20 protein-coding genes are annotated in these 22,741 nt (G+C 61.8%); 16 read left to right on the top strand and 4 right to left on the bottom strand.

Annotation, left to right across the window (positions count from 1 at the left end):
• Nucleotides 1-22: 22 nt before the first annotated feature.
• From tssF to FFS21_RS10135, 7 genes are all read left to right on the top strand, one after another.
• The gene (gene tssF, locus FFS21_RS10165; RefSeq protein WP_137924712.1) at nt 23-1,903 is read left to right on the top strand and encodes a type VI secretion system baseplate subunit TssF; all 1,881 of its coding nucleotides are present in this window, start codon (nt 23-25) and stop codon (nt 1,901-1,903) included.
• A gap of 2 nt (nt 1,904-1,905) precedes the next feature.
• The gene (gene tssG / locus FFS21_RS10160) at nt 1,906-2,946 is read left to right on the top strand and encodes a type VI secretion system baseplate subunit TssG (protein ID WP_137924711.1); all 1,041 of its coding nucleotides are present in this window, start codon (nt 1,906-1,908) and stop codon (nt 2,944-2,946) included.
• Nucleotides 2,947-2,949: 3 nt separating this feature from the next.
• A complete protein-coding gene (tssA, locus tag FFS21_RS10155) occupies nt 2,950-4,020 on the top strand; it encodes a type VI secretion system protein TssA (protein ID WP_137924710.1) in 1,071 nt (356 codons plus the stop codon).
• Complete coding sequence (locus FFS21_RS10150) at nt 4,017-6,530, top strand: type VI secretion system Vgr family protein (protein ID WP_137924709.1); 2,514 nt, start codon at nt 4,017-4,019, stop codon at nt 6,528-6,530. The genes tssA and FFS21_RS10150 overlap by 4 nt, the downstream gene beginning before the upstream one ends.
• A complete protein-coding gene (locus FFS21_RS10145; RefSeq protein WP_171020367.1) occupies nt 6,527-7,540 on the top strand; it encodes a DUF4123 domain-containing protein in 1,014 nt (337 codons plus the stop codon). Before FFS21_RS10150 ends, FFS21_RS10145 begins: the two co-directional genes overlap by 4 nt.
• Nucleotides 7,541-7,612: 72 nt before the next feature.
• Nucleotides 7,613-8,032, top strand: coding sequence for a hypothetical protein (locus FFS21_RS10140; RefSeq protein ID WP_137924707.1), 420 nt, complete (start codon nt 7,613-7,615; stop codon nt 8,030-8,032).
• Between the two features lie 68 nt (nt 8,033-8,100).
• Nucleotides 8,101-9,324 carry a hypothetical protein gene (locus FFS21_RS10135; RefSeq protein ID WP_137924706.1) on the top strand — a complete coding sequence of 408 codons (1,224 nt, stop codon included), beginning with the start codon at nt 8,101-8,103 and terminating at the stop codon, nt 9,322-9,324.
• A 29-nt stretch (nt 9,325-9,353) separates the two neighbouring features.
• Here FFS21_RS10135 and ampC read toward each other — a convergent pair whose 3' ends face one another.
• A complete protein-coding gene (gene ampC, locus FFS21_RS10130; protein WP_137924763.1) occupies nt 9,354-10,517 on the bottom strand; it encodes a class C beta-lactamase in 1,164 nt (387 codons plus the stop codon).
• 157 nt (nt 10,518-10,674) lie between these two features.
• Here ampC and FFS21_RS10125 point away from each other — a divergent pair, with 157 nt between their 5' ends.
• A complete protein-coding gene (locus FFS21_RS10125) occupies nt 10,675-12,420 on the top strand; it encodes a Na/Pi cotransporter family protein (protein ID WP_137924705.1) in 1,746 nt (581 codons plus the stop codon).
• On the top strand, nt 12,417-12,839 hold the full coding sequence (locus FFS21_RS10120; RefSeq protein ID WP_137924704.1) for a VOC family protein: 423 nt from the start codon (nt 12,417-12,419) through the stop codon (nt 12,837-12,839). The genes FFS21_RS10125 and FFS21_RS10120 overlap by 4 nt, the downstream gene beginning before the upstream one ends.
• 6 nt (nt 12,840-12,845) lie before the next feature.
• Here FFS21_RS10120 and FFS21_RS10115 read toward each other — a convergent pair whose 3' ends face one another.
• Nucleotides 12,846-13,208 carry a glyoxalase superfamily protein gene (locus tag FFS21_RS10115; protein ID WP_137924703.1) on the bottom strand — a complete coding sequence of 121 codons (363 nt, stop codon included), beginning with the start codon at nt 13,206-13,208 and terminating at the stop codon, nt 12,846-12,848.
• A gap of 168 nt (nt 13,209-13,376) precedes the next feature.
• Here FFS21_RS10115 and FFS21_RS10110 point away from each other — a divergent pair, with 168 nt between their 5' ends.
• Nucleotides 13,377-14,540: an AAA family ATPase gene (locus tag FFS21_RS10110; RefSeq protein ID WP_137924702.1), complete on the top strand. Its 1,164-nt coding sequence runs from the start codon at nt 13,377-13,379 to the stop codon at nt 14,538-14,540.
• 29 nt (nt 14,541-14,569) lie between these two features.
• On the opposite strand, the gene FFS21_RS10105 is transcribed toward FFS21_RS10110, so the two are convergent.
• The gene (locus FFS21_RS10105) at nt 14,570-14,764 is read right to left on the bottom strand and encodes a hypothetical protein (protein ID WP_137924701.1); all 195 of its coding nucleotides are present in this window, start codon (nt 14,762-14,764) and stop codon (nt 14,570-14,572) included.
• Nucleotides 14,765-15,070: 306 nt separating this feature from the next.
• Here FFS21_RS10105 and FFS21_RS10100 point away from each other — a divergent pair, with 306 nt between their 5' ends.
• From FFS21_RS10100 to FFS21_RS10075, 6 genes are all read left to right on the top strand, one after another.
• Nucleotides 15,071-15,766 carry a FadR/GntR family transcriptional regulator gene (locus tag FFS21_RS10100; protein WP_137924700.1) on the top strand — a complete coding sequence of 232 codons (696 nt, stop codon included), beginning with the start codon at nt 15,071-15,073 and terminating at the stop codon, nt 15,764-15,766.
• A 43-nt stretch (nt 15,767-15,809) separates the two neighbouring features.
• Nucleotides 15,810-17,222, top strand: coding sequence for an FAD-binding oxidoreductase (locus tag FFS21_RS10095; RefSeq protein WP_137924699.1), 1,413 nt, complete (start codon nt 15,810-15,812; stop codon nt 17,220-17,222).
• Between the two features lie 116 nt (nt 17,223-17,338).
• Nucleotides 17,339-18,547, top strand: a complete 1,209-nt coding sequence (locus FFS21_RS10090; protein ID WP_137924698.1) for an efflux RND transporter periplasmic adaptor subunit — start codon at nt 17,339-17,341, stop codon at nt 18,545-18,547.
• Between the two features lie 3 nt (nt 18,548-18,550).
• Nucleotides 18,551-19,282 (top strand): ABC transporter ATP-binding protein, encoded by a 732-nt coding sequence (locus FFS21_RS10085; protein ID WP_137924697.1) that lies wholly within the window; start codon nt 18,551-18,553, stop codon nt 19,280-19,282.
• 11 nt (nt 19,283-19,293) lie between these two features.
• On the top strand, nt 19,294-20,448 hold the full coding sequence (locus tag FFS21_RS10080; RefSeq protein WP_137924696.1) for an ABC transporter permease: 1,155 nt from the start codon (nt 19,294-19,296) through the stop codon (nt 20,446-20,448).
• 3 nt (nt 20,449-20,451) lie between these two features.
• Entirely contained in the window at nt 20,452-21,618 is a 1,167-nt protein-coding gene (locus FFS21_RS10075; protein ID WP_137924695.1) for an ABC transporter permease, read from the top strand.
• Nucleotides 21,619-21,790: 172 nt separating this feature from the next.
• Here the strand turns inward: FFS21_RS10075 and FFS21_RS10070 are convergent, their stop codons facing one another.
• Nucleotides 21,791-22,681 carry a LysR family transcriptional regulator gene (locus tag FFS21_RS10070; RefSeq protein ID WP_137924694.1) on the bottom strand — a complete coding sequence of 297 codons (891 nt, stop codon included), beginning with the start codon at nt 22,679-22,681 and terminating at the stop codon, nt 21,791-21,793.
• Nucleotides 22,682-22,741: the final 60 nt, after the last annotated feature.

Raw genomic sequence — 22,741 nt, 5'->3', positions numbered from 1 at the left:
TCACCTCGCGCCCACTGACTACATGGATCCAAAACTGCTCGATTACTACAACCGGGAACTCGTCTACATGCGCGAGCTATCCGGCGAATTTGCGCAACAGCATCCCAAGGTAGCCAGACGCCTGGGGATGCACGGTATTGAAGTTGCGGACCCCTATGTCGAGCGTCTGATCGAGGCCTTCTGCTTTCTTTCCGCGCGCACGCAGATCAAGCTGGACGCCGAGTTTCCACGTTTTACGCAGCGCCTTCTGGAAGTGATCTATCCCAACTACATCGCACCGACGCCTGCAATTGCCGTTGCGCAGTTTTATCCAAGCCACAAGGAAGGCGACCTGAGGGGCGGCGTTTCCGTCCCTCGCGGCACGGCACTGATGGGGCATGCGCCGGCAGGCGAATCCACGCAATGCGAGTTCCGTACCACCCAGCCGATCTCGCTGTGGCCCATCGAGCTTGCTGAAGCGCGGCTTACGGGCATCCCTCCCGACATCCATGGGCTGGAACGCTATGTCCCCGCCCATGTCACCGTGCAGGGCGCACTGCGCCTTCGCTTGCGGTTGACGCGAGACATCACCTTCGATCGCTGCACCGGCCTCGATACGTTGCCGATCCATCTGAGCGGGAATGACCAGACGGCTTCACATCTGTTCGAACTCCTGCATAGCGCCGGCTGTGCCGTGCTGATTGGTCAACCGGGGGCCATGAGTGGGCGGGTTCATGCCGTGACACACAACGCGCTGAGCTATGTGGGCATGGCTCCCGAGGAGAGCGCGTTGCCGCTGGCATGGAATAAATTCCACGGGCACAACCTTGTGCACGAATATTTCGCGTGTCCGCAGCGCTTCTACTTCTTCGGCCTGAATGGCCTCGCAGCGGGTCTCGCCCAAGTCAGCCAGCGCGAGGTCGAACTGGTGGTGCTGCTTTCCAAATCGCCTGGCACCTTGGCCAGCCAGGTAGATGCACGCCAATTTGCGCTGTTCTGCACGCCCGTCGTCAATCTCTTTCCGATGCGCACTGACAGGATGGAGGTCCAGCCTGGCCGGACGGAGTTTCACCTCGTAGCTGACCGGCGGCGCCCGCTCGACTATGAGATCTTCTCGGTCCAGAAACTGTCGGGGCAGGTTCATGAGCACAGCACGCCCAAGGAGTTTCGACCGCTCTTCGCTACGCTCAACAGCGATGAAGGCAATCACGGCCGCTACTTCTCGGTGCGGCGTGAGCGCCGCCTGGCGTCCGATCACGCGCGCAAGTACGGCACGCGTACTTCGTACACCGGTACTGAAGTCTTCCTCTCGCTCGTGGACCAGAAAGAAGCCCCCTACGCCAATGACCTGCGCTACCTGTCAGTGGATGCGATGGCCACAAACCGCGACCTGCCGAACGTGCTACCTCGCGATGGTGTGAACGATTTGCACTCGCCCGACTCCATCCCCGTTGCCAGTGTTGGGCTGATCCGTCCACCCTCCGCACCGCGTGCACCGTTTGCCGAAGGCGAGACTGCTTGGCGTCTGATCCGACAACTGGGCTTCAATTACCTTTCGCTCACGGATCTCGACCACCGTGAAGGTGGTCAGGGCTTGCGCAGCATGCTCCGCCTGTTCGTCGCGGCCGGCGACACCTCCCAGCAGCGCCAGATCGAAAGCCTGATCGGTTCCTGCGTAAAGCCTGTCACGCGGCGTCTGCAGGGCACTGGCCCCATCCTCTATGGACGTGGCGTGCAATGCCAGTTGACCGTGGATGAAAGCGGGTTTTCCGGCATCAGTCCTTATTTGTTCGGCGTGGTGCTGGAGCACTTCCTTGCTCGACACGTTTCGGTGAATGCCTTCAGCGAGACGGAGTTATATGCGATGGAACGTGGCTTGATCCACCGTTGGCGGCCACGCATGGGTGGTCGCAGTATGGTTTAAGCATGTATCAGATACACGACCCCATTGCCCCGCCGGCGGCCCGCACAACGAAGCGCTCACAGTGTTATGCCGACCAGCCCGCCTGGAAACTGAGTTTCCTCGGTCTGCTGCGAGGACTTTCCGCACAGCATCCGGAACTGCCGCCGGTCGGGTTCGCGCCACGTCCACAAGCTGAACCGTACCGCATCGGACAGACGGCATCGTTGATCTTTGCGCCGCGAGAGATCGCGAAGATCGAAGTCGGTGGAGAACGCATGCGCATCCAGTTGTTCGGTCTCGGCATACTCGGGCCCAACGGTGCATTGCCGATCCACATGACAGAAATCGTCCGCGAGCGTACGGAGGCGCATCGCGACGGCACCACTGCTGCGTTCCTCGATGTCTTTCATCATCGCGCCTTGACGCAGTTCTATCGGGCGTGGGCAGGATCGCAGTCCGCCGCAGGCCTCGATCGCGCCGACGAGGAAGTGTTCTCGCGCTATATCGGCTGGCTGGCGGGTGCCGATCCCGACGAGATCGCCAGAAGCCCATTGCCGCCGCACGCACGCTTGGCCGCCAGTGCCCATCACGTTCGCGAGTCGCGTTGCCCCGACGGGATCGTGGCGGCACTCTCCCAATTCTTCGACGTCAGGGTACGTCTCGAGGAGTATGTGCTGCACTGGATCGCACTGGATCCTGGTGAACATAGCTATCTCGGACGCCCGGGCGTCGCCGGCCTCCTGGGTCAAGGCGCGTTGCTCGGTGAAACCGTGCCCGACCGGCAACATAAGTTCAGGCTCGTGATCGGCCCACTTGCACTGCAGGAGTACCTCACCTTTACACCCAATGGGCGTGATTTGCCCGTGCTAGTGGAATGGGTCCGCAGCTTCATTGGCTTCGAGTTCGAGTGGGAGGTGGAATTGCAGGTGCAACCAGAATCCGCACCAGCCGCAGTGCTTGGGGCGGAAGAACAGTTGGGCTGGTCGACGTGGCTGGGACAGCCGGATACGCACCGGGCGGTGACGGGAATGGTGTTTCAGCCCGAGCAATACATGACCAGGTAACTCATGAAAGCCAAACCTAAGGATTCGACGACGGTACCGATTCCCGCCCTCCGACTTGCGGACCTGGTGGAACCGGTGGATGCGAACCGCCCGTGTGGCGACGACCTCGAATATGACGCCGAGTTTCTGGTGTTGCAGGCCAAGGCTGCATCGCGAGAGTCCGCGCAATATGGCGATTTTGTCGCGCCTGCCGAGACACCGAACTGGACGGAACTGGAGCGCGATTGCCGACGATTGCTGTTGCGTACGAAGGATATCCGTCTGTTCACGCTGTTGTTGCGCTGTCGTACGCGGATGGCGCACGCCGAAGGATTGAGGGATGGCCTGGCGTTGCTGTACGCCATGCTAGTTGCTTATCCCGAGCAGGTGCATCCGCAGCTGATCGTGGATGGCGATGTTGATCCGGCGCTTCGGGCCAACGCGCTTGCGGCCCTCACTGACCCCCGTGGTCTTCTAGCCGATGTGCGCGAGATAAGCTTGGCTGGTAACAGCGCGGTGCGACTTCAGGTTCGTGACATAGAGCGCGCGCTCGGTAGTCCGCGCCCCCAAGACGCTCTCTCGCCCGAATACGTCCGCCAACAATTGGAAGCGTTACGGCGACAAGGTGCCATGGCACTTGCTGCCATGGATGAAGCTAGCAGGTTGGCGATTTCGTTACAGCAATGGTGCCGGGAGAACATGCCGGATTTCGCACCGAATCTGGATCCTCTCATTCACCTGTTGGCGCTTGCAGGCAATCCCGAACTTGGGGCACCACCACTCGCAGACAATAAAGCGCCAGCCGCTGGCTCGTCCACGAATACTTCCGCGCTCAATCGAGCGCCTGCCATTGCCAAAGTTCCGACTGGCGTGCAAGTCGTCTCCTGTGAGGAGGCGGCCGAGAGGCCTGCTGACCGCCGCGTCGCGCTCATGGAGATACGCAATGCTCGCGAGTGGTTCGAGTGCCATGAACCGAGCAGTCCCGTTGCACTGCTGCTGCGTCGCGCCGAGCAACTGGTCGGCAAGCCTTTTGCCGAAGTATTCCAGACGATACCGGCCGATCTCGTCGAAATTTGGACCCGGGAGGAGAAATGATTCGCCTCAATAGGATATTGGATTTTGCTGCCCAGCCGCTCCTGCCTCAGCGAACCGTTACGATAAAACACGGACAGCTGCCCACGCTGAACGGGGAACAACTGACGGTCGCCCGCCTCAAGGGACGCGAAGATATCAACGCGCTGTTCGCTTATGAGGTCGAACTCCACACACCCGATCGCGGTGCGATGGCTTTCCGCCCCGATGCAAATGTGGATCTGCCGTCCATGCAGGGTAAGGAAGTGAGCATCGAAATTCAGCTCGACGGCACTGGCATCGGAACCACGGGAAGCCAGGTCGCCGGCATTCGGGAAATCACGGGTCTTGTGCAAGTGGTGCGCGGGCCCATTCCCGTCGGCCGACAGTTCGCATATCGGCTCACCCTCCGACCATGGCTTTGGCTCGCGACACTCACCACCAATTACCGGATATTCCAGCAAAATTCTGTGGTCGAAATCCTCGACTCGCTGCTGGCGAACTACACTTTCCCGGTGGAAAAGCGGCTCGACGTAGCGCGGTATCCAAAGCGGGAGTATCAGGTCCAGTACGGGGAAACCGACTTTGCATTCTTCAGGCGCCTGACTGAGGAATGGGGGATATCCTGGTTTTTTGAGCATGCAGATGGCGGACATCGGCTGGTATTGACCGATAACAATGGGGCTTTCAGGCGCTCAGTCAGTCCCGCCTACCATACGCTGCGCTGGCAGCCCACCGCCGATCGGATCGATGAGGAGCATCTGTTCGATTTTAGGCTTGTCGACCAATTGGTGTCGGGTAGGTGGACGGCGAACGACTATGACTTCGCAAAGCCGCGGGCAAACCTCACGGTTGGCACGGCGGATCCTCGCGCAACCGGGCATTCGCATGGTGAGGTGGTGGAGTGGCCCGGTGGTCATGCGCAGCCTGCCACCGACAACGATCCCTGGCTAGAAGGAGATCATCTCTCACGCATACGGATGGAGTCCATTCGACAGCATGGCAGTCGAGCCAGCGGTCGTGGCAATCTGCGGAGCGTGGTGCCAGGCTGCACTTTCACGCTGGCAAACCATCCCAGCCAACAGGCAAATCGAGAGTATCTGGTCTACGCAACCCAGCTTGAGTTGGAAGATGTTGCACAGGTATCGGGTCAAGAGCAGCAGTGGCGCTGCGAAGTTGAATTTGAAGCCCAGCCGACCACGGAGATATTCAGACCCGGCCGCAGCCAGTCAGCGCCGCGTACGTTTGGCCCGCAAACGGCCACGGTGGTGGGCCCGGAAAACCAGGAGTTGTGGGTAGACCAGTTCGGCCGAGTCAAAGTGCAGTTTCACTGGGACCGAATTGGGCAAGGCAATGAACACAGCTCCTGTTGGGTTCGCGTAGCATCCGGCTGGCAAGGTGACTACTACGGCAGCATTCAATTGCCACGGATTGGCCAGGAGGTCATCGTGGATTTCCTGACCGGTAACGCAGATCTACCAGTTATCGTCGGACGCGTGGCCAATCGCCTCAATATGCCGATGTGGTCCCTGCCCACTCAGCACGCGCTATCCGGCTTCCGGAGCAAGGAGCTGTTTGGAGAGCGACACAACACGTTCGTTCAGGACGATACTCCGCACCAGATTCAGACCCAGATCGGCAGTGATCACCTGACATCCATGCTCAGCATGGGCTATATGGTTCGAATACGGGATCACGCCGGTCGCAAGGACAAGCGGGGGGAAGGATTCGAGTTGCGCACAGATGGTTGGGGCGCCACCCGAGCTGGCTCCGGGCTGCTGATAACGACGGAGCGACGCGATGGAGCTCGTGGTCACCACAAGGACCTGACAGAAACTGCTACACGATTGGACAGTGGTCAGGATATCCATTGCTCACTGGCGGAGTCTGCCGACATACAGCACGCGCTCGCTGGCGAGCAAGTTGCTGTCTGTGATGCACTGAGCAGCCAGGCAGACGCCATCAGAGGCAACGGCGAGCAAGACGAACTCTCTCAACCGTTCCTGGTACTGGCGAGCCAGAACGGCATCGCCATGACGGCTGGCAGAGATCTCCATCTGCACAGCGACCGCCATACGGCCATCACCAGCGGGCAACATCTGACACTCGCAGCAAACAAGAGCTTTGTTGCCAGCGCCCGGGAACGTTTCGTGCTCTTCGCTCGCAAGCAAGGCCTGCGTTTCATTGCCGCAAAAGGAAAAATAGAAGTGCGGGCTCAGAATGACGGCATCGAAGCGATCGCAGAGCAAGTACTGCGTGTCATCAGTGCGCAAGATCGCATCGAGATCGTTTCCCCTCAGGCCGTGGCCCTCTTCGCCGGAGGGAGCTTCCTGAAAGTTGCCGACGGTGACATCGTCCAAGGCACAGCTGGAACATGGCGAACGCACGCGGCGACGCACGACTTCCCGGGAGCAAAGTCCTTGCGTACGCCAGTTGGCCTGCCAGCATCCGACGTTTGTCTTCCCTGCGCCGTGGAGGCAGCCCAGCAAGGAGCGATGATCACCAGGCGCAGCAACTCAGGGCGCGAGGCATGAGCGGCATGCTCCCGTTCGATTCTGACTGGCGAGAGCCGGTGCTGCGCGAATCGTTTCGTGCTGCGCTTCGCGCAGATTTGCGGCACTGGCTCAAAGCGATTGGCCCGATCCCAGGCTATGCGCTGGTCGATGCCGGACAACTTCACCTCACCGAGGTCCAGTTGGTTCCACTGTTGCAGGCGCATGCCCTGCCCTTCGAGCCAATACTGCGACATACGCCGGAAGCCGGGATGGAAGCCGTCGGGCCCTATCTTGTCGAACTAGAGAATGCAACTGCGGACGCCGTCGATGCGGTGGTCGGGCTGATGGAGTATGGCTGGGTGGTGAGCTTTCTTAGCAGCCGCCTTCCGCTGTTCAAGCTGCACTCCCATTTGCGTGGCTGCCTGAACGGCATACTCGAGGACGGCGCTCATGTGCAGTTGAGATATTACGATCCACGTATTCTCGCGCAGCTTCTTCAGGTCGCTCCGGACGAGATCCGCACTGCCCTGACAGGTCCAATCGACACCTTCGCGTGGTGGGACCGGCAGTTGTGCTGGCAGTCGCGCAGAGGACAAGACAGTTCGACCTTCCAATCCCCGCAGGCGGCGCTGCCCTTGCCGGACCGCCTCATTCGGACGGTGGGCCAATCCGCACAAGCGGATCTCACGTACAGCCTGATCCTCTCGGAACTTCCGATGTCGGACCAGATGGAAGCACTGTCTCCGCATCTGCGATATCAGATCGTCGCGGAGCTACTGACGCGCGCGCGCGGATACGGACTGATGACCCAAGCCAACCTCAGTCTCTTCTGCACCTTGGGATTGACCATATCTCCCACCTTTGACCAAGTGACATCGACATTCAAGACCGTCTGGGCGAATCCGGCAGGTGCCGATGCCGTTTTCGCAGCAGCAGTGGATGGGTTGTCGGCTACCGACTGGCAAGCCATCGATCGCTTGGGGCAGGATGAACGGATGGCAATGCGCGAGCGATTTGCGATGGGTATGCGAAGGAAAACGCTGTCATGACAACCCCACCCGAACTCACCGCAACAGAGAGGGTGCGCGTTGCACGCGCTGCCGTCACGTTTGATCCAAAGCTTGAAGGATGTCCCGATTGCGATTAGGGAGCACATCAAGGACAACGCGTTTTTCATGATCGTTGGTCCGAAAACCTCAAGCGCTCGACTGCGTATTGCAGCAAAGCAGAGCGGCATCTACAGGATGATATTTCCAAACAATCGGCGGGAAGATATCGCGCGCTTGCGAAAGTCGCACGCGACTCGCTGGTTCTGTGAGGTACGACTTAAATCGCCCAAAGGTTTTCCGTCAGAACATTTCAAGCTTGATTCGTGGTTCTTTCCTGTGGATTTTGTTGTGCGTCAGACCGGGATCGGCCCGATGACTGATCTGGGGCGCAGAGGGGGAGAGAATGGAGAAGTGCCGGATTGGAAGTGGCTGAACACCTCCTTGAATGGTGATCGATATCCTCACCCCTCCACCGTCACAGAAATCGATTAATGACGGACCGCCGCCAGTTCCTTGCCGTGCTTGGCATGGCCTCATTCACAACGACTGGATGCTCTCGCATGATCGCAAAAAAAATCGAAGACATGCCACATGAATATGCGCTGTTAATGCATCCAGAACAACGTCGAGCGGCACTGGGGGATGCTCAACTGAAAATCAGTAACGCCGACATCGGCATGGGTGGCACGGACTTCTACCGGAAGGAATGGGAAGGTATTCATTTCTACAACTGCAATTTCTATGGCGTGATTCATCTGGCCATTCTTCGCAATTGCGTGTTCGAACACTGCCAGTTCCCAGGCTCGAATTTTCAGTCGCTTGCCGTGGATAATGTGCTGTTTCTGCGCACCGACACTCTGGGCGGAGCTTATCTCATGTCCGGCGCATCCAGTCAAAGCAAGAATGTACGTTTTGTGGAATGTGATTTTGGGGGGGATGATGCCAATCCTAATCGCTATGGCGCCATATCCTTTCATGATGTGTCCTATGAACGATGCACGGGCCAATACATGGTCGTAAAAGGTCACGGTGTCGTCATCTACCGTGATTGCCGGTTTGGCCCGATCTATGCTGCGAACGGATCAAAAACAAGCAGGAAAATACGTCGTGCGACGACTTATATAGAAAACTGTACATTCAAGGGGCAGACTGACATTGCTAGATCCATGCTCACGAGTCTGACCATTCGCAACAGCAATTTTGAGGTCCTTGAGATCGGAAAATCCACCGTAGAGGGCGACGTTCTCATCGAAGATGTTCAAGCCGGCGCGATGTACGGGGAATTTTGGACCGCCCGCTCCATAACCATTCGCAATAGCAACTTCCGAGGAATCAACGTCAATCCGAAGGATTGGTATCATGAACTCTATCGCGCCCTGGATTGTGCGGTGTCCAAAGAGAATCTGGATAAGTTGCAGGCCGTGACGGTGGAAAACGTCGAATGCGGCCGTGATGATCTTGAGGAGTGGTGGCTGGCGCATCAGATTGACGACGAAGTAACCGGCTGCTGGATTCTGGGAGGCCGCGCTACGACCGTCATCCGGAACTGCAAAATCCCCAAAGCGCTTCTAGCCCTCCAATCCGCAAATGTCCTCATCGACAACTACGAAGGCGAAAAAGCCAGCTTCGTCTCAAGCAAGATGGGTTCACTGACCTTCCGCGCGACAAACATTACCCAGGCCATCGACTTTACCGGTGTGCAGGTGCAGAAACTTGACGCGAAAGGTCTGAACCGATTTACCGGGCAAAAGATCGTGCTTGAGGGCAGTAACGTCAGTCTGTAGTACACGAAGAGCAAATTGTCGTGGAGCCGTTAAGAGCTTGGCGTAGCACGCTCCAGCGCCTGCAAGATCCGATACGCACCCTCGATACGCGCCGGTACGGGCAGATTCCGGTTCGCCAGGATCACTACGCCAATCCGCCGCGCCGGGACGAACGCCACGTAGGTGCCAAACCCGTTTGTCGAACCTGTCTTGTTGAAGAGTGCCGAGGCCGGCTCAGGCTCGGGTGGCGCGATGCGCTGGACGGCGTGCGACTCCAGCACGATGCGCGCGTCGTTGCCGGCCTGCAGGTCCGATAGCGCCACGGGCCAGCCGTATCGCTCCCACCCCAGACCCTGCGTCATGCCACCAAGCCGGAAGTAGCCAGTGTGCGTAGCCACCAGTGCCCGCTGCAGCGTCTCGTCCTTCACCGTGCGGCCGTCGATATTGAGTTCCACAAAGCGGATCATGTCCGTGGCCGTGGTCTTGATGCCATAGGCCTGCGCATCGAACACGCCCGGCGTGACGCGCACCGGCTTGTTGTCCTTGCCGATGCCCCATGCGTAGTCGCCCATTCTCGCCTTGGGAACCTGCAGCCACGTATGGTGCAAACCCATTCCGCCGATGATCCGCTGCGTCATGATCTGGTCGAAAGGTTCGCCCATCGCTTTCGCGGCGAGGTGGCCGAACAGGCCGATGCTGACGTTGGAATAGCGGCGTTGCGTACCGGGCGCGGCCTCGGGTTGCCAGTGGCGCAGCCATTCGGTCATCTGGGCGAGATTGCCAGCTTCGGGCGGTGGCTGCAGCGGCAATCCTCCCGCCGTGTACGTGCCGAGTTCCAGCAGGCTGATGCCGTCGAACGCGTTGCCTGATGGCGCCGGAAGATACTTCACGGCGCTATCGTCGAGCGACAGCGCGCCGCGTGCCTGCACGTACGCGCCGAGTGTGGCCGTGAACGTCTTGCTGACCGAGCCGATCTCGAAAATCGTGGCATCCGTGACCGGCTGGCCCGACTGACGGGATGCCACGCCGAAGTTGAACACGCGATGCTTGCCATCCACCGTGACCGCTACCGCCATGCCGGGCACCTTGTACTCGGCCAGGATCGGGCGGATGGCGGCGTCCACGGCCTCCCGTACCGGATCGACCGAGGGTGCGGCGACGACACCCGCGCAGGTGATCGACAAGACCAGCGAAGCCAGGATCTGGCGAGACATCGAGCGCGATGGCAGCAGCGGTAGCGAGGGCATGGAACATTCCGATAGCCGCAAAACCCACGGCGGGATGGCATTGTATCTGCCCCCCTGCGCCGTACAATGGCTGCCTCGGCTGACATCCCAGTCGCATCTGGCGGGCTTGCCCGCGCCTGCATCCATGCCAAACGGTGACGCGCTGAACGTAATCGAAATGGGTGGCCTGCTCGTCGGTGGGCTGGCGTTGTTCCTGTACGGGCTCGAATGCATGACTGCCGGGCTCAAGGCGATTGCCGGCTCACGGCTTCAATCGCTGCTCGGCACGTTGACCGCCAGTCGCTGGCGCGGCGTGCTGGCGGGTGCTGGCATCACCGCGCTACTCAATTCCTCCACGATCACCACGGTCCTGCTGGTCGGCTTTGTGTCGGCGGGGCTGCTCTCGCTGGCGCAATCGGTGCCGGTGATCATGGGCGCCAACATCGGCTCCACGCTGACTGCCCAGATCATCGCGTTCAACATCTCGGCCGTGACGCCGTTCCTGCTTGCGGGCGGCTTCGTCATGCAGGCGTTCGCCAGAAAGGAACTACTGCGCCAACTGGGTGGCGTGCTGCTCGGGCTGGGCCTGCTGTTCCTGGGGATCGAGTTCATGGGCGATGCCACGCGGCCGCTGCGCAACTACCAGCCGTTCATCGCCACGATGCAGGACATGCGCAACCCGGCCATCGGCATCCTGATTGGGGCGCTGTTCACGGCGGTCGTGCAAAGCTCGGCTGCCACACTGGCGATTGTCATCGCGCTCGGCAGCCAGGGGCTGATTCCGCTGGAGTCCGGCATCGCGCTGATCCTCGGCGCCAACGTGGGCACCTGCGGCACGGCGCTGCTGGCGGGCATCGGCAAGAATGCGGAAGCGACACAGGTGGGCATCGTCCACCTGCTGTTCAACGTGCTGGGCGTGTTGTTCTTCGCCTTTCTGATCCCGCAGTTTGCCGATCTGGTGCGCGCCATCTCCCCCAGTGCGCCCGAACTGACCGGCGCCGCGCGGCTGGCCGCCGAGACACCGCGCCAGGCGGCCAATGCCCACACCATCTTCAGCGTGTTTAGTACGGCGATCCTGATCTGGTTCGCGGGTCCGATCGGTCGGCTCGCGCAGCGTCTGGCGCCCGCATCGCCCAGGCCACTGCACGATCCGGGTGTGCCGCGCTACCTGGACGACGCGCTGCTGGCCACCCCGACGCTCGGCATTCCGCGTGTGCAGCTCGAACTTGGCAGCCTTGGCACTCAGGTGCGCGAACTGCTGGAGTGCAGCGCCCAGGTCGCGTTGAACGGCTCGGCACAGGACATCGTCACGCTGGCTGATCGCGACAACTCGGCCGAGGCGCTGAGCACGGCCATCCTGGCCTATATCGGCAGGTTGTCCGACGCAAACGAATCCGAAGACGAAAGTCGGCAACTGCTCGATCTGGCGCGTATCGGCGCCGGGCTCGACGCCATCCGCGAGGTGGCTACGACGAGCATGCTCGCACTGAGCCAGCGGCGTATGGCGCTGGGCGCGGATATCGAAGGCATGCGCAATGACCAGACCACGGCGTTCGCGAGGACGGTGCTCGGCTACTTTGATGAGACGCGCGATGCCATCGTGCATCCCGACGCCACGGCGGTGGGCCGCATCGTCGGCGCCAAGGCCGAAATCGAAGCACTGGCCGGTGCCGCACGTGAATCGATCGTCGCCGCACTGCCGCTACGCAGCGCCGAGGACGTCAGGAATTTCCGGCTGGCGAACGACATGCTGGAACACATGAACGAGGTGGCACGTTTGTCGCGTGCCGTCGCCAAGGCCACCACGAAACTGCGCGATGTGCGAATGGCCGAAGGTGCCGAGGCGACCCCTCCGCCAAATACGGCCCCTACCTTGCAGGAGATGCCATGAAACCGCGAATCACCGTACTGACATTGGGTGTGGCCGATCTCGACCGCGCCGTGGTGTTCTATCGCGATGGACTCGGACTGCCCACCGGAGGCGTCATCGGACGTGAGTTCGAACACGGCGCCGTGGCGTTCTTCGATCTGCAGCCGGGGCTGAAACTGGGACTCTGGCCGCGCAAGGATCTGGCCTGGGACACGGGGCTGCCTGCATCCGCACCCTGCCCGACCGGCTTCTCGATCGGGCACAACGTCGCGGACAAGGCCGAAGTGGATCGTGTGATGGCGCAGGCAAAACAGGCCGGCGGACACATCGTCAAACCGGCGCAGGACACCTTCTACGGCGGCTATGCCGGCTACTTCCAGGACCCTGACGGCAACCTGTGGGAGGTGGTCTGGAATCCGCAGATCCTGCCGGCTGACTGACCGCGCTTATTCCTTCGGCTGCGAGAAGCAGAGCCGGTTGCCGAACGGATCGGTCAGCCGCACCTGCCGCGCCCATTCCACATCCTCCACGCCGGGCTTGGCATGGCGGTAATCCTTGGCGATCAGTTCGCGCTGCAGCGCGTCGGCATCGTCGATAGGGATATAGGCGGCCGAGCCGGGGGTGGCGTCGCCGTAGTGCTCGCTCAGATGCAACGTCAGACCGGAGCGCGACACCTGCATGTACAGCGGGAAGTTCTCGCCGAAGGTGTGCTCCCAATCCAACTTGAAACCCAGGAAATCGATGTAGAACTCGCGCGCCTTCTCGACAGAGAAGATCCGCAGGATGGGAATGGCTGGAGACAGGTTCATGGCGAGGGCGACAAATTCAAGGAAAGTGCGTCGTATTGTGCCTGCACTCCATGCTTTCGCCGATAACCCCGCCAAAAAGTTATTGATGACGCACTAAAATCGGCTTTTACTTCGCTTTATGAAATCCCTATAATTATTGGAATTCAATAATTCACGATAAACCGGACGATGAGCGACATCTACCGCCGCCCTGAACTGGCGCGGCAAATGGCAAAACAGTTGCTGTTTCCGGGCGTGCTTGACGAGGGCCTGCGTTCGGGGCTGTTCCTCTCCGGCCTGCGCCGCATCGGCAAGACCACGTTCGTGATGAACGACCTGATCCCGGCGCTGGAGGAAATGGGCGCGCTGGTCATCTACGTCGATCTCTGGAGCGATACCCAACGCAGCCCTGCCGCCCTGATCCTTGCCGCGGTAAAGAAGGCGCTCGGCGAGCTGGAGTCGCCGACCAGCGCCATCACGCGCCGGCTCAGGCGACTGACCGGTGCGGATGTGGGCGCGCTGGGATTCAAGTTCGGTTTCAAGCTCGATAGCCTGGGCGATCCGGGCGGCGCCACGCTGGCGCAAGCACTGACCGAGGTGGTGGATCAGGCGCGCACGGATGTGGTCCTGATCGTCGACGAGGTGCAGCACGCCATCACCTCGGACGAAGGCAACCAGATGCTGCTGGCCCTGAAGGCGGCGCGCGATGCGATCAATCCCCGGCCCGATACGCCAGGACATTTCCTGTTCGTCGGCACCGGCTCGCACCGGGCACTCGTCGGCGAACTCACTGCGCGGCGCAACCAGGCGTTCAGCGGGGCCACGTCGGTGGCCTATCCCGTCCTCGACAAACGCTATGTCGATCACCTGCTGGAGCGGCTAGCCGCCGAAGGCGCCACCGCCCTGCCCTCGCCCGACGTGGCGATGAAAGCGTTCCAGACGCTGGGGCACCGACCCGAGGAAATGATCCGGGCGTTGCGGCAGTTGCACTTCCACCTGCCGGAAGGCAGCAACCCCGACGAATACCTGCCGGTCATCGCGAACACATTGCGTTCTGCGGCGGCCGATCTGGAGCTCGTCAAGCTGGAGCAACTGGGCGGGCTGGCTACCGCAATCTTTGACCGGATTGCCTCAGCGGAAGGCGATGCGCGCGGCCTGTTCTCCGCCGAAGCGGCAGTGGCGTATTCGAAGGCCATCGGCCGGGAGGTCAAGGTCGAAGAAGCCCAGCCGCTGGTCAATGAACTGATGGCCGGCAACCTCATCATGCGCAAGGGGCACGGGCTGTATGGGGTGACAGATCCGTTTGTGCAGGAGATGTGGAAGGAACGAAAGGCGTTGGAAGGCAAGCTCTGACCGCCTGCCTTCCAGCATTTACGCCCGCATCAGCACTCGCCCTTTTTCGCCTTGCCGGGCGGGCAGAACGATTCGTTTCCGTATCCGTCCACGCGGCAGTTGCCCTTCTTGGCCTGCCCCGGCGGACAGCCGGGACCACCGCCGCCCGGTTGATCGTAAGGCGCTACCACGCACCCGCCAAGCAGCACCGCGCATGCTGCCATCAGCAACGTTAGTTTTTTCATTGTGTTTCTCTTTGTTGTGTGAGGACGCGGCGAGGATAGCGTCTGGTGAAGGTTGGGGCTGTAACGAAGTGAAAGGTGCGGGCGTTTGATGTGGTTTGCTCCCCTCTCCCGCAAGGCGGGAGAGGGGCTGGGGGAGAGGGCCAGCCGTGAAAATTGCGATGTGGCCGGCAAGCAGAACTTCCAGCCCTCTCCCCCACCCCTCTCCCACTTCGCGGGAGAGGGGAGCAAACCGAGGGAAAGGAAACAGAATAACTACGGGTTTACCTGTGGTTTTCATATAACCAGAAGAGCCTAAACTCCCTCCCCATGCAAACTAGGCCGATCACCCTTACCGAGCGCGTCATCCAGCAGTTGCGCGCCGAAATAGCCGATGGGACGTTTCCCGTGGGCGAGCGGCTGCCTACGGGCAAGCAGCTTTGCGAGCGCTTTGGCGTCAGTGCTGCGGTGATCCGGGAAGTGACGGTGCATTTGCGTTCGCAGGGCATGATCGAGAGCCGGCAGGGGCTGGGAAGCACCGTGCGGTCGCGGGTCAGCGACAGCGGGTTTCGGCTGGCGGGTGGCACCGATACCACCGACCTTGCCGCAATTTTCGAACTACGAATCGATCTGGAGGGATCGGCGGCGGCCATGGCGGCGCGGCATCGTACCGAGCAGGACGTCACCCGCATGGCCGGGTTGCTGGCCGAACTGGGAACGCACCTCAACGACCCCGAGCAGGGCGTGGAGTCCGATATCCAGTTCCATATCGCCGTCGCCACCGCCACGCACAACCCCTATTACCTGCAGTTGCTCCAATACATGAACCTGCAACTGCATCACGCCGTGCAGACCGCGCGCACCAATTCCAGCAAGCAGCCGGGGCTGCCGCGCCAAGTGCACGCAGAGCACCTGTCGATCTTCCAGGCGATCCGCGAACGCGACGTCGATCTGGCACGCCAGCACACCACGCAGCACCTGCGCAACGCCGCCCTTCGCCTGGGCCTGAACATGCGCGACGCCTGATTTCCGCCGACTTTCCCGTTTCCCTTCTTTTCCCTTGCCGATCATGTCCGATACGAATTTCGCCCAGCGCCTGACCGAAGCCCTTGGACCCGACGTGGTGTCTACCGCCGCCGATGCCGTGGCGCCGTGGCTGTCAGACTGGCGCGGCCTCTACAAGGGCCAGGCTCAGGCCGTGGTCCGCCCGCGCTCGACCGAGCAGGTGGCGCAGGCACTGGCGATGTGCCAGCAGGCCGGTGTGCCCGTAGTGCCGCGTGGCGGCAATACCGGCCTGTGTGGCGGCGCGGCGCCCGATGGCAGCCAAACCAACGTGGTCCTGAGCCTTGACCGCATGGACAAGATCCGTTCGATCGACACCATCGCCAATACGATGGTGGCCGAGGCTGGCTGCATCCTGGGCAACCTGCGCCGCGCGGCCGAGGAGCATGACCGGCTGTTCCCGCTGTCGCTGGCAGCCGAGGATTCGTGCCAGATCGGCGGCAATCTCGCCACCAACGCCGGCGGCGTGAACGTGGTGCGCTATGGCATGACGCGCGAACTGGTGCTCGGCGTGGAAGCGGTATTGCCGAACGGCGAGATCTTTCATGGCCTGCGCACGCTGCGCAAGGACAACACCGGCTACGACCTCAAGCAACTGCTGATCGGATCAGAAGGTACGCTCGGCATCATCACCGCCGCCGCGCTGCGCCTCTCGCCGCGTGCTGATTCGCGCGCCGTGGTGCTGGCCGCCGTGGAATCCTCGCAGCAAGCGCTGCAGTTGTACTCGCTGTTGTTCGCCCGTTGCGGCGCGCGCTTGCAGGCGTACGAGTTCTTCACCGGCGAGTGCCTGGAACTCGTGCTGAAACATGCCGAAAACGTCCAGGCGCCCTTCCCCGACCGCCATCCCGCCTATGTGCTGCTGGAAATTGCCGATACGGCTTCGGAGGATGTTCTGAACGCGCTGCTGGAATCGGTGATTGGCGAGGCGCTGGAACAAGGGCTGTGCCTCGACGCTGCCGTCTCCGCCTCGCTGGCCCAGTTGCAGGGCCTGTGGAAGCTGCGCGAGGAAATCTCCGAAGCGCAGCGCATGGACGGCCTGCATCTGAAGCACGACGTGTCGCTGCCCATCGAGAGCATCCCGGCGTTCATGGAATCGATGGAAGCCCGGCTCAAGTCGCGCCACCCCGGCATCCGCCCGTTTATCTTTGGGCACTTCGGCGATGGCAACCTGCACTACAACCTGTCGCGTCCGCTCGGTGCCGATCCGAAATGGGCGCTGGGCGAAGGCAAGCCGGTCAGCGACGAGGTGATGGAGGAAGTGGCGCGCTACAACGGCAGCATCAGCGCCGAGCACGGCATCGGCCAGTTGAAACGCGACGCCTTCCTGACGCTCAAGGACCCGCTCGAACTACGCCTGATGCGTGCCATCAAGCAGGTGTTCGACCCCAGCGGCATCATGAATCCGGGCAAGCTGCTGTAACGTCGCTTTCCCGCGTTTCAGACTTGCTACGCCGCTATACTGGGAGCCTTTTCCGGCATGCGGGGGATGTGTGATCCTCCGCATGCCGCTCCCATACGGTTCCCAGGGTTTCCAAATTGGCTGACCAAGACCTGAGCAAGCTGAAAATCGACCGCAGCGCCATGGCGCCCGCGCCTCGCAGGCGTCGCCGCTGGGTGCGCTATGCGGTCATCGCAGTGATCCTGTTGGCCGTGGTTGGCGTCGGCCTCAAGCTTACCGGCCCGCAGGCCGTGGAAAGCACCACGATCACCGCCGCCTACCCCTCCCAGAATTACACGATGCTGAACGCCACGGGCTACGTGGTGCCGCAGCGCAAGGCCGCCGTCGCGTCGAAGGCACAGGGCCGCCTGGAATGGCTGGGCGTGCTGGAAGGCTCGCGCGTGAAGAAAGACGAGATCATCGCCCGCGTGGAAAGCCGCGACGTGGAAGCGTCCGCTGCGCAGGCCCGTGCCCAGGTGCAGGTGGCCGAAGCCAATCTTCAACTGCAGCAGGCCGAACTGCGCGATGCCGAGGTCAATCTGAAGCGCTCGGAAATGCTGCTGGAACCGAAGGCGATCTCGAAGCAGCAATACGATGCGGATCTGGCGCGCTTCAACAAGGCGCGGGCGTCGATCGGCAACGCGCAGGCGTCCATCACCTCGGCCAAGGCCAATGCCCGTGCGGCAGAAGTCTCCGTGGAGCAGACCGTAATCCGCGCACCGTTCGACGGCGTGGTCCTGATCCGCCATGCCAACGTGGGCGACAACATTACGCCGTTCTCCGCCGCCGCCGACACCAAGGGCGCCATCGTCACGATTGCCGACATGGATACGCTGGAAGTGGAAGCGGATGTGTCCGAATCGAATATCGCCAGGATCACCGTCGATCAGCCGTGCGAAATCCTGCTCGATGCACTGCCGAACCTGCGAATGGCCGGTCGCGTGTCGCGCATCGTGCCAACCGTCGACCGCTCCAAGGCCACCGTGCTCGTCAAGGTGCGTTTCGTGGATCGCGATGCGCGCGTGCTGCCCGATATGAGCGCCAAGATCGCGTTCCTGTCCAAGCCGGTGCCACCCGAGGACAACAAGCCGCAGACCGCCGTGCAACCTTCGGCCGTGGTCGAGCGCGATGGCAAGCCCGTGGTGTTCCTGATCGCCGACGGCAAGGCCAGGCAGGTGCCGGTGACACGCGGCGCGAAGATCGGCGAACTGGTGGCCGTGCAGGGTGTGAAGGCTGGCGACACCGTGGTGCTGGCGCCCGGCGACAAGCTGGCCGATGGCGCCAAGGTCACCGTGACGAAGAAGTAAGCCATGGCCGAAGCCTCCGCTGTGACCCACCCCGCCCCGCTCGTCTCGATCCGCCACCTCGCCAAGTCGTACCAGCGCGGCGCGCAGACTGTGCCGGTGCTGTCCGATATCTCGCTCGACATCGCCGAGGGAGATTTCATCGCGCTCATGGGGCCGTCCGGTTCGGGCAAGAGCACGCTGCTGAACCTGATCGCCGGCATCGATCGTCCTGACAGTGGCGAGTTGCTGGTGGGCGGCGTCGATATCTCGGAACTGCCCGAGGCATCGTTGGCGGACTGGCGTGCCGCGCACGTCGGCTTCATCTTCCAGTTCTACAACCTGATGCCGGTGCTGACCGCCTACGAGAATGTGGAGCTGCCGCTGATGCTGACGCGGCTGGGCCGCGCGGAGCGGCGCGAGCGTGTGGAGATGGTGCTGCGGATGGTCAACTTGGGCGATCGCATGGATCACTATCCGTCGGAACTGTCAGGCGGCCAGCAGCAGCGCGTAGCCATTGCCCGTGCGCTGATTACCGACCCCACGCTGATCGTGGCCGACGAGCCGACCGGCGACCTGGACCGCACCTCCGCCACCGAGATCCTGACGATGCTGCAGCGACTCAACGCGGATGTCGGCAAGACCATCATCATGGTCACGCACGACGCCCACGCCGCCGAAGCCGCCAAATCGCTGGTCCATCTCGAAAAAGGTGAGTTGCTACAGACCGAGCGCCGCCAACCCGGGCCGCGTGCCTGAGCGTCCCAATCATGTACCTGCCCAAGCTGATCGCTCGCAACGCCATGCGCCACAAGCTGCGCACGGCGCTGACCGTGCTCGGCCTCGTCATCGCGGTGCTGGCCTACGGGCTGCTGCAGACCGTGGTGGATGCCTGGTACGCGGGGGCTTCGGCAGCGTCGAATGCGCGGCTCGTGACGCGCAACGCGATTTCTCTGACGTTTGCGCTGCCGCTGCACTACGAATACCGCATCAAGGGCGTGGATGGTGTGACGCAGGTGGCGCGCTCCAACTGGTTCGGGGGCGTCTATCGCGATCCCAAGAACTTCTTCGCGCAGTTCGCCGTCTCCGACAACTATCTCGATCTTTATCCCGAATTCATCGTCAAGCCAGAGGAACGCGCGGACTACCAGCGCGACCGGCGCGGTGCGCTGATCGGTCGCCAATTGGCCGATTCGTATGGCTTCAAGGTCGGCGACGTCATCCCGATCAAGGGCACAATCTACCCCGGCACCTGGGATTTCGTAGTGCGCGGGATCATGGAGGGGCGGGATGAGTCCACCATCACGCGCCAGATGATCTTCCACTGGGACTACCTCAACGAGACCGTGCGCAAGAAGACCGCGCGGCAGGCGGATCAGGTGGGCGTATTCGTGGTCGGCATCGACAATCCGGACAACGGCGCCGCCATCTCGCGCGCCGTGGACAACGTCTTCAAGAACTCGCTGGCCGAGACGCTGACCGAGACCGAGCAGGCGTTCCAGCTCGGTTTCGTGGCGATGTCGAACCAGATCATCGCGGCGATTCGCGTGGTGTCCTATGTGGTGATCGTGATCGTCATGGCCGTGATGGCCAACGCGATGGCAATGAGCGCCCGCGAGCGCATCACCGAGTACGCCACGCTCAAGGCCCTGGGCTTCGGCTCCGGCTTCCTGTCGCTGCTGGTGTTTGGCGAGTCGATGATCATCAGCATGGTGGGCGGCGCGATAGGGATGTTACTCACGCCACCAGCGGCGAGCTTCTTCAAGCAGGCGGTGGGCGGCGTGTTCCCGGTGTTCACCGTTTCGCACGAGACCATGGCGATGCAGGCCGCATGCGCCGTGGTGGTGGGCCTCGCCGCCGCCATCGTGCCCGCCGTGCAGGCCGCGCGCGTGCGCATCGTCGAAGGCCTGCGGGCCATCGGGTAAGTCATGGCGATTCCGCTTCACTACATTGCCCGCAACGTCTGGGCCCGCCGCCTGACTACGGCGCTGACGGCCGGCGGACTGGCGCTCGTGGTCTTTGTGTTTGCCACGATGCTAATGCTCGACGCCGGACTCAAGCAGACGCTGGTGACCACGGGCGAGCGCGATAACGTGGTGGTCATCCGCAAAGGCGCCGAGACCGAGATCCAGAGCGCGATTTCCCGCGATCAGGCGGCGGCGCTGGAAATGCATCCCGCCGTGGCGCTGACGACGGAAGGCCGCCCGATGGCTTCGCGCGAAGCCGTGGTGCTGATCTCGCTGACCAAGACCGGCTATACGACCCCGTCGAACGTGATCATTCGGGGCGTGTCGCCGCTCGGTGTAACGATGCGGCCGCAAATCCGGCTGACCGAGGGGCGCGTATTCAAGCCAGGCTCGGCGGAAATCATCGTCGGCAGCAGCATCGCCAAGGGCTACGGCAACGTGCGGATTGGCGACCACATACGTTTCGCACAGCGCGACTGGACCGTGGTGGGCCACTTCGATGCAGGCGGCAGCGGCTTCGATTCCGAGATCTGGGGCGACATCGACCAGTTGATGCAGTCCTTCCGTCGCACGAGTTATTCGTCGATGGTGATGCGGCTGTCGAACGCAGACGGTTTCGACAAGTTCCGCGCCGATATCGACGTGGACCCCCGCCTGGCGAACGAGGCCAAGCGCGAGCAGCAGTTCTACAGCGACCAGTCGAAAGCGCTGTCTGCATTCATCAACATCCTGGGCCTGACACTGACCACGATCTTCTCTGTGGCCGCAATGATCGGCGCGATGATCACGATGTATGCATCGGTCGCCAACCGCGTTGGCGAGATCGGCACGCTGCGCGCGCTGGGCTTCCAGCGCAACAACGTGCTGATGGCCTTCCTGATCGAAGCGGTGTTGTTGGGGCTGGTGGGCGGCATTGCGGGCCTGCTGTGTGCGGCACTGATGCAGTTTGCGTCTTTCTCCACGACGAACTTCCAGACGTTCGCGGATCTGTCGTTCCGCTTTCTGCTGACGCCGGGGATCATCATGAAAACCCTGCTGTTTTCGATGGCGATGGGACTGATTGGCGGGTTTTTACCGGCGCTGAGGGCATCGAGGTTGAATATTGTGGATGCGTTGCGGGCGCGGTAGCCTGCGCGTCTCCCGCCTGGTGTTGCTCCCCTCTCCCGCAAGGCGGGAGAGGGGCCGGGGGAGAGGGCCAGCGGTGCAAATTGCCAATGGTCGGCAAGCAGAGCCTCCCGCCCTCTCCCCCAACCCCTCTCCCATTTCATGGGAGAGGGGAGAAAAAACAATGCGGTATTGCCTACCCCATCACCTCCTCGCAAACCTCCAGCCACGCCCTCGCCGCGTGTGACAGATACCTTCCCGGCGACCAGATATGGGCCAGCGCCCAGTCCATCGTTGGCTCCGCCAGCCGTGCTACTGACAGCTTGTCGCGCGTCTCCAGCCGCGACAACAACGGCTCCGGCAGAAACGTCGTCCCCAGCCCCGCCGCTGCCATCGACGCCAGAAAATCCCAGTGGCCGCTTTGCGCCACCACTTGCGGCTCGATACGTGCCTCCAGAAAGGCTTGCCGCAGCTTGCGCGTCAGCGAGAATTCCTCGGTCAGCATCACCAGCGGTTCATCGCGCAGGGCCTCCAGCGTGACCGTACGGCCGCTGGCCCATCCCGCGCGGGGCGGACCGACAACCCAGATCGGATACTTGGCGAATTGGCGCGTCTCCAGCGCCAGCCCGGTATCGCCCGGCAGCACCGTCGCGCCCACCTCCAGTTCGCCGCTGGCCACCTGCTGCTCCACCACCTGACCGCCGTGCTCGGACAGCGTCAGTTGCAGATTGGGATACCGCTTTCGGAAAGCGCTTACCGCTGGCGAGAAGAACAGGTTGACCATCGGTGGAATGCCAACCGTCAGTTGCCCCCGTCCGAGCGATGACAGATCGGCCACTTCCAGCGTCAGCCGGTGCACAACGCCCAGCGCCTCCTGGCCCCGGTCGTAGACCACCTTGCCCACATCGGTGAGCCGCACCGACTTGCCTTCGCGAATCAGCAGCGGCTGGCCGACCTCATCCTCCAGTTGGCGAACCATCTTGCTGATGGTCGATTGCGTCACATAGAGCGACGATGCCGCCTGGGTGAAGCTCTTGAGGCGCGCAGTCTCGACGAAGTAGCGCAAAGCCCGGATGTCGATCGGCATCGCAAAATCTCCATGAAAATTCCGACTGAGGCGCGGAATTTTAAATCATGACGAGAATGT

Source organism: Cupriavidus sp. 2SB, from assembly GCF_005503625.1.
Lineage (GTDB): Bacteria > Pseudomonadota > Gammaproteobacteria > Burkholderiales > Burkholderiaceae > Cupriavidus.
Note: the sequence above shows the minus strand (reverse complement) of the source record. Positions and strands in the feature narration are given on the sequence as shown.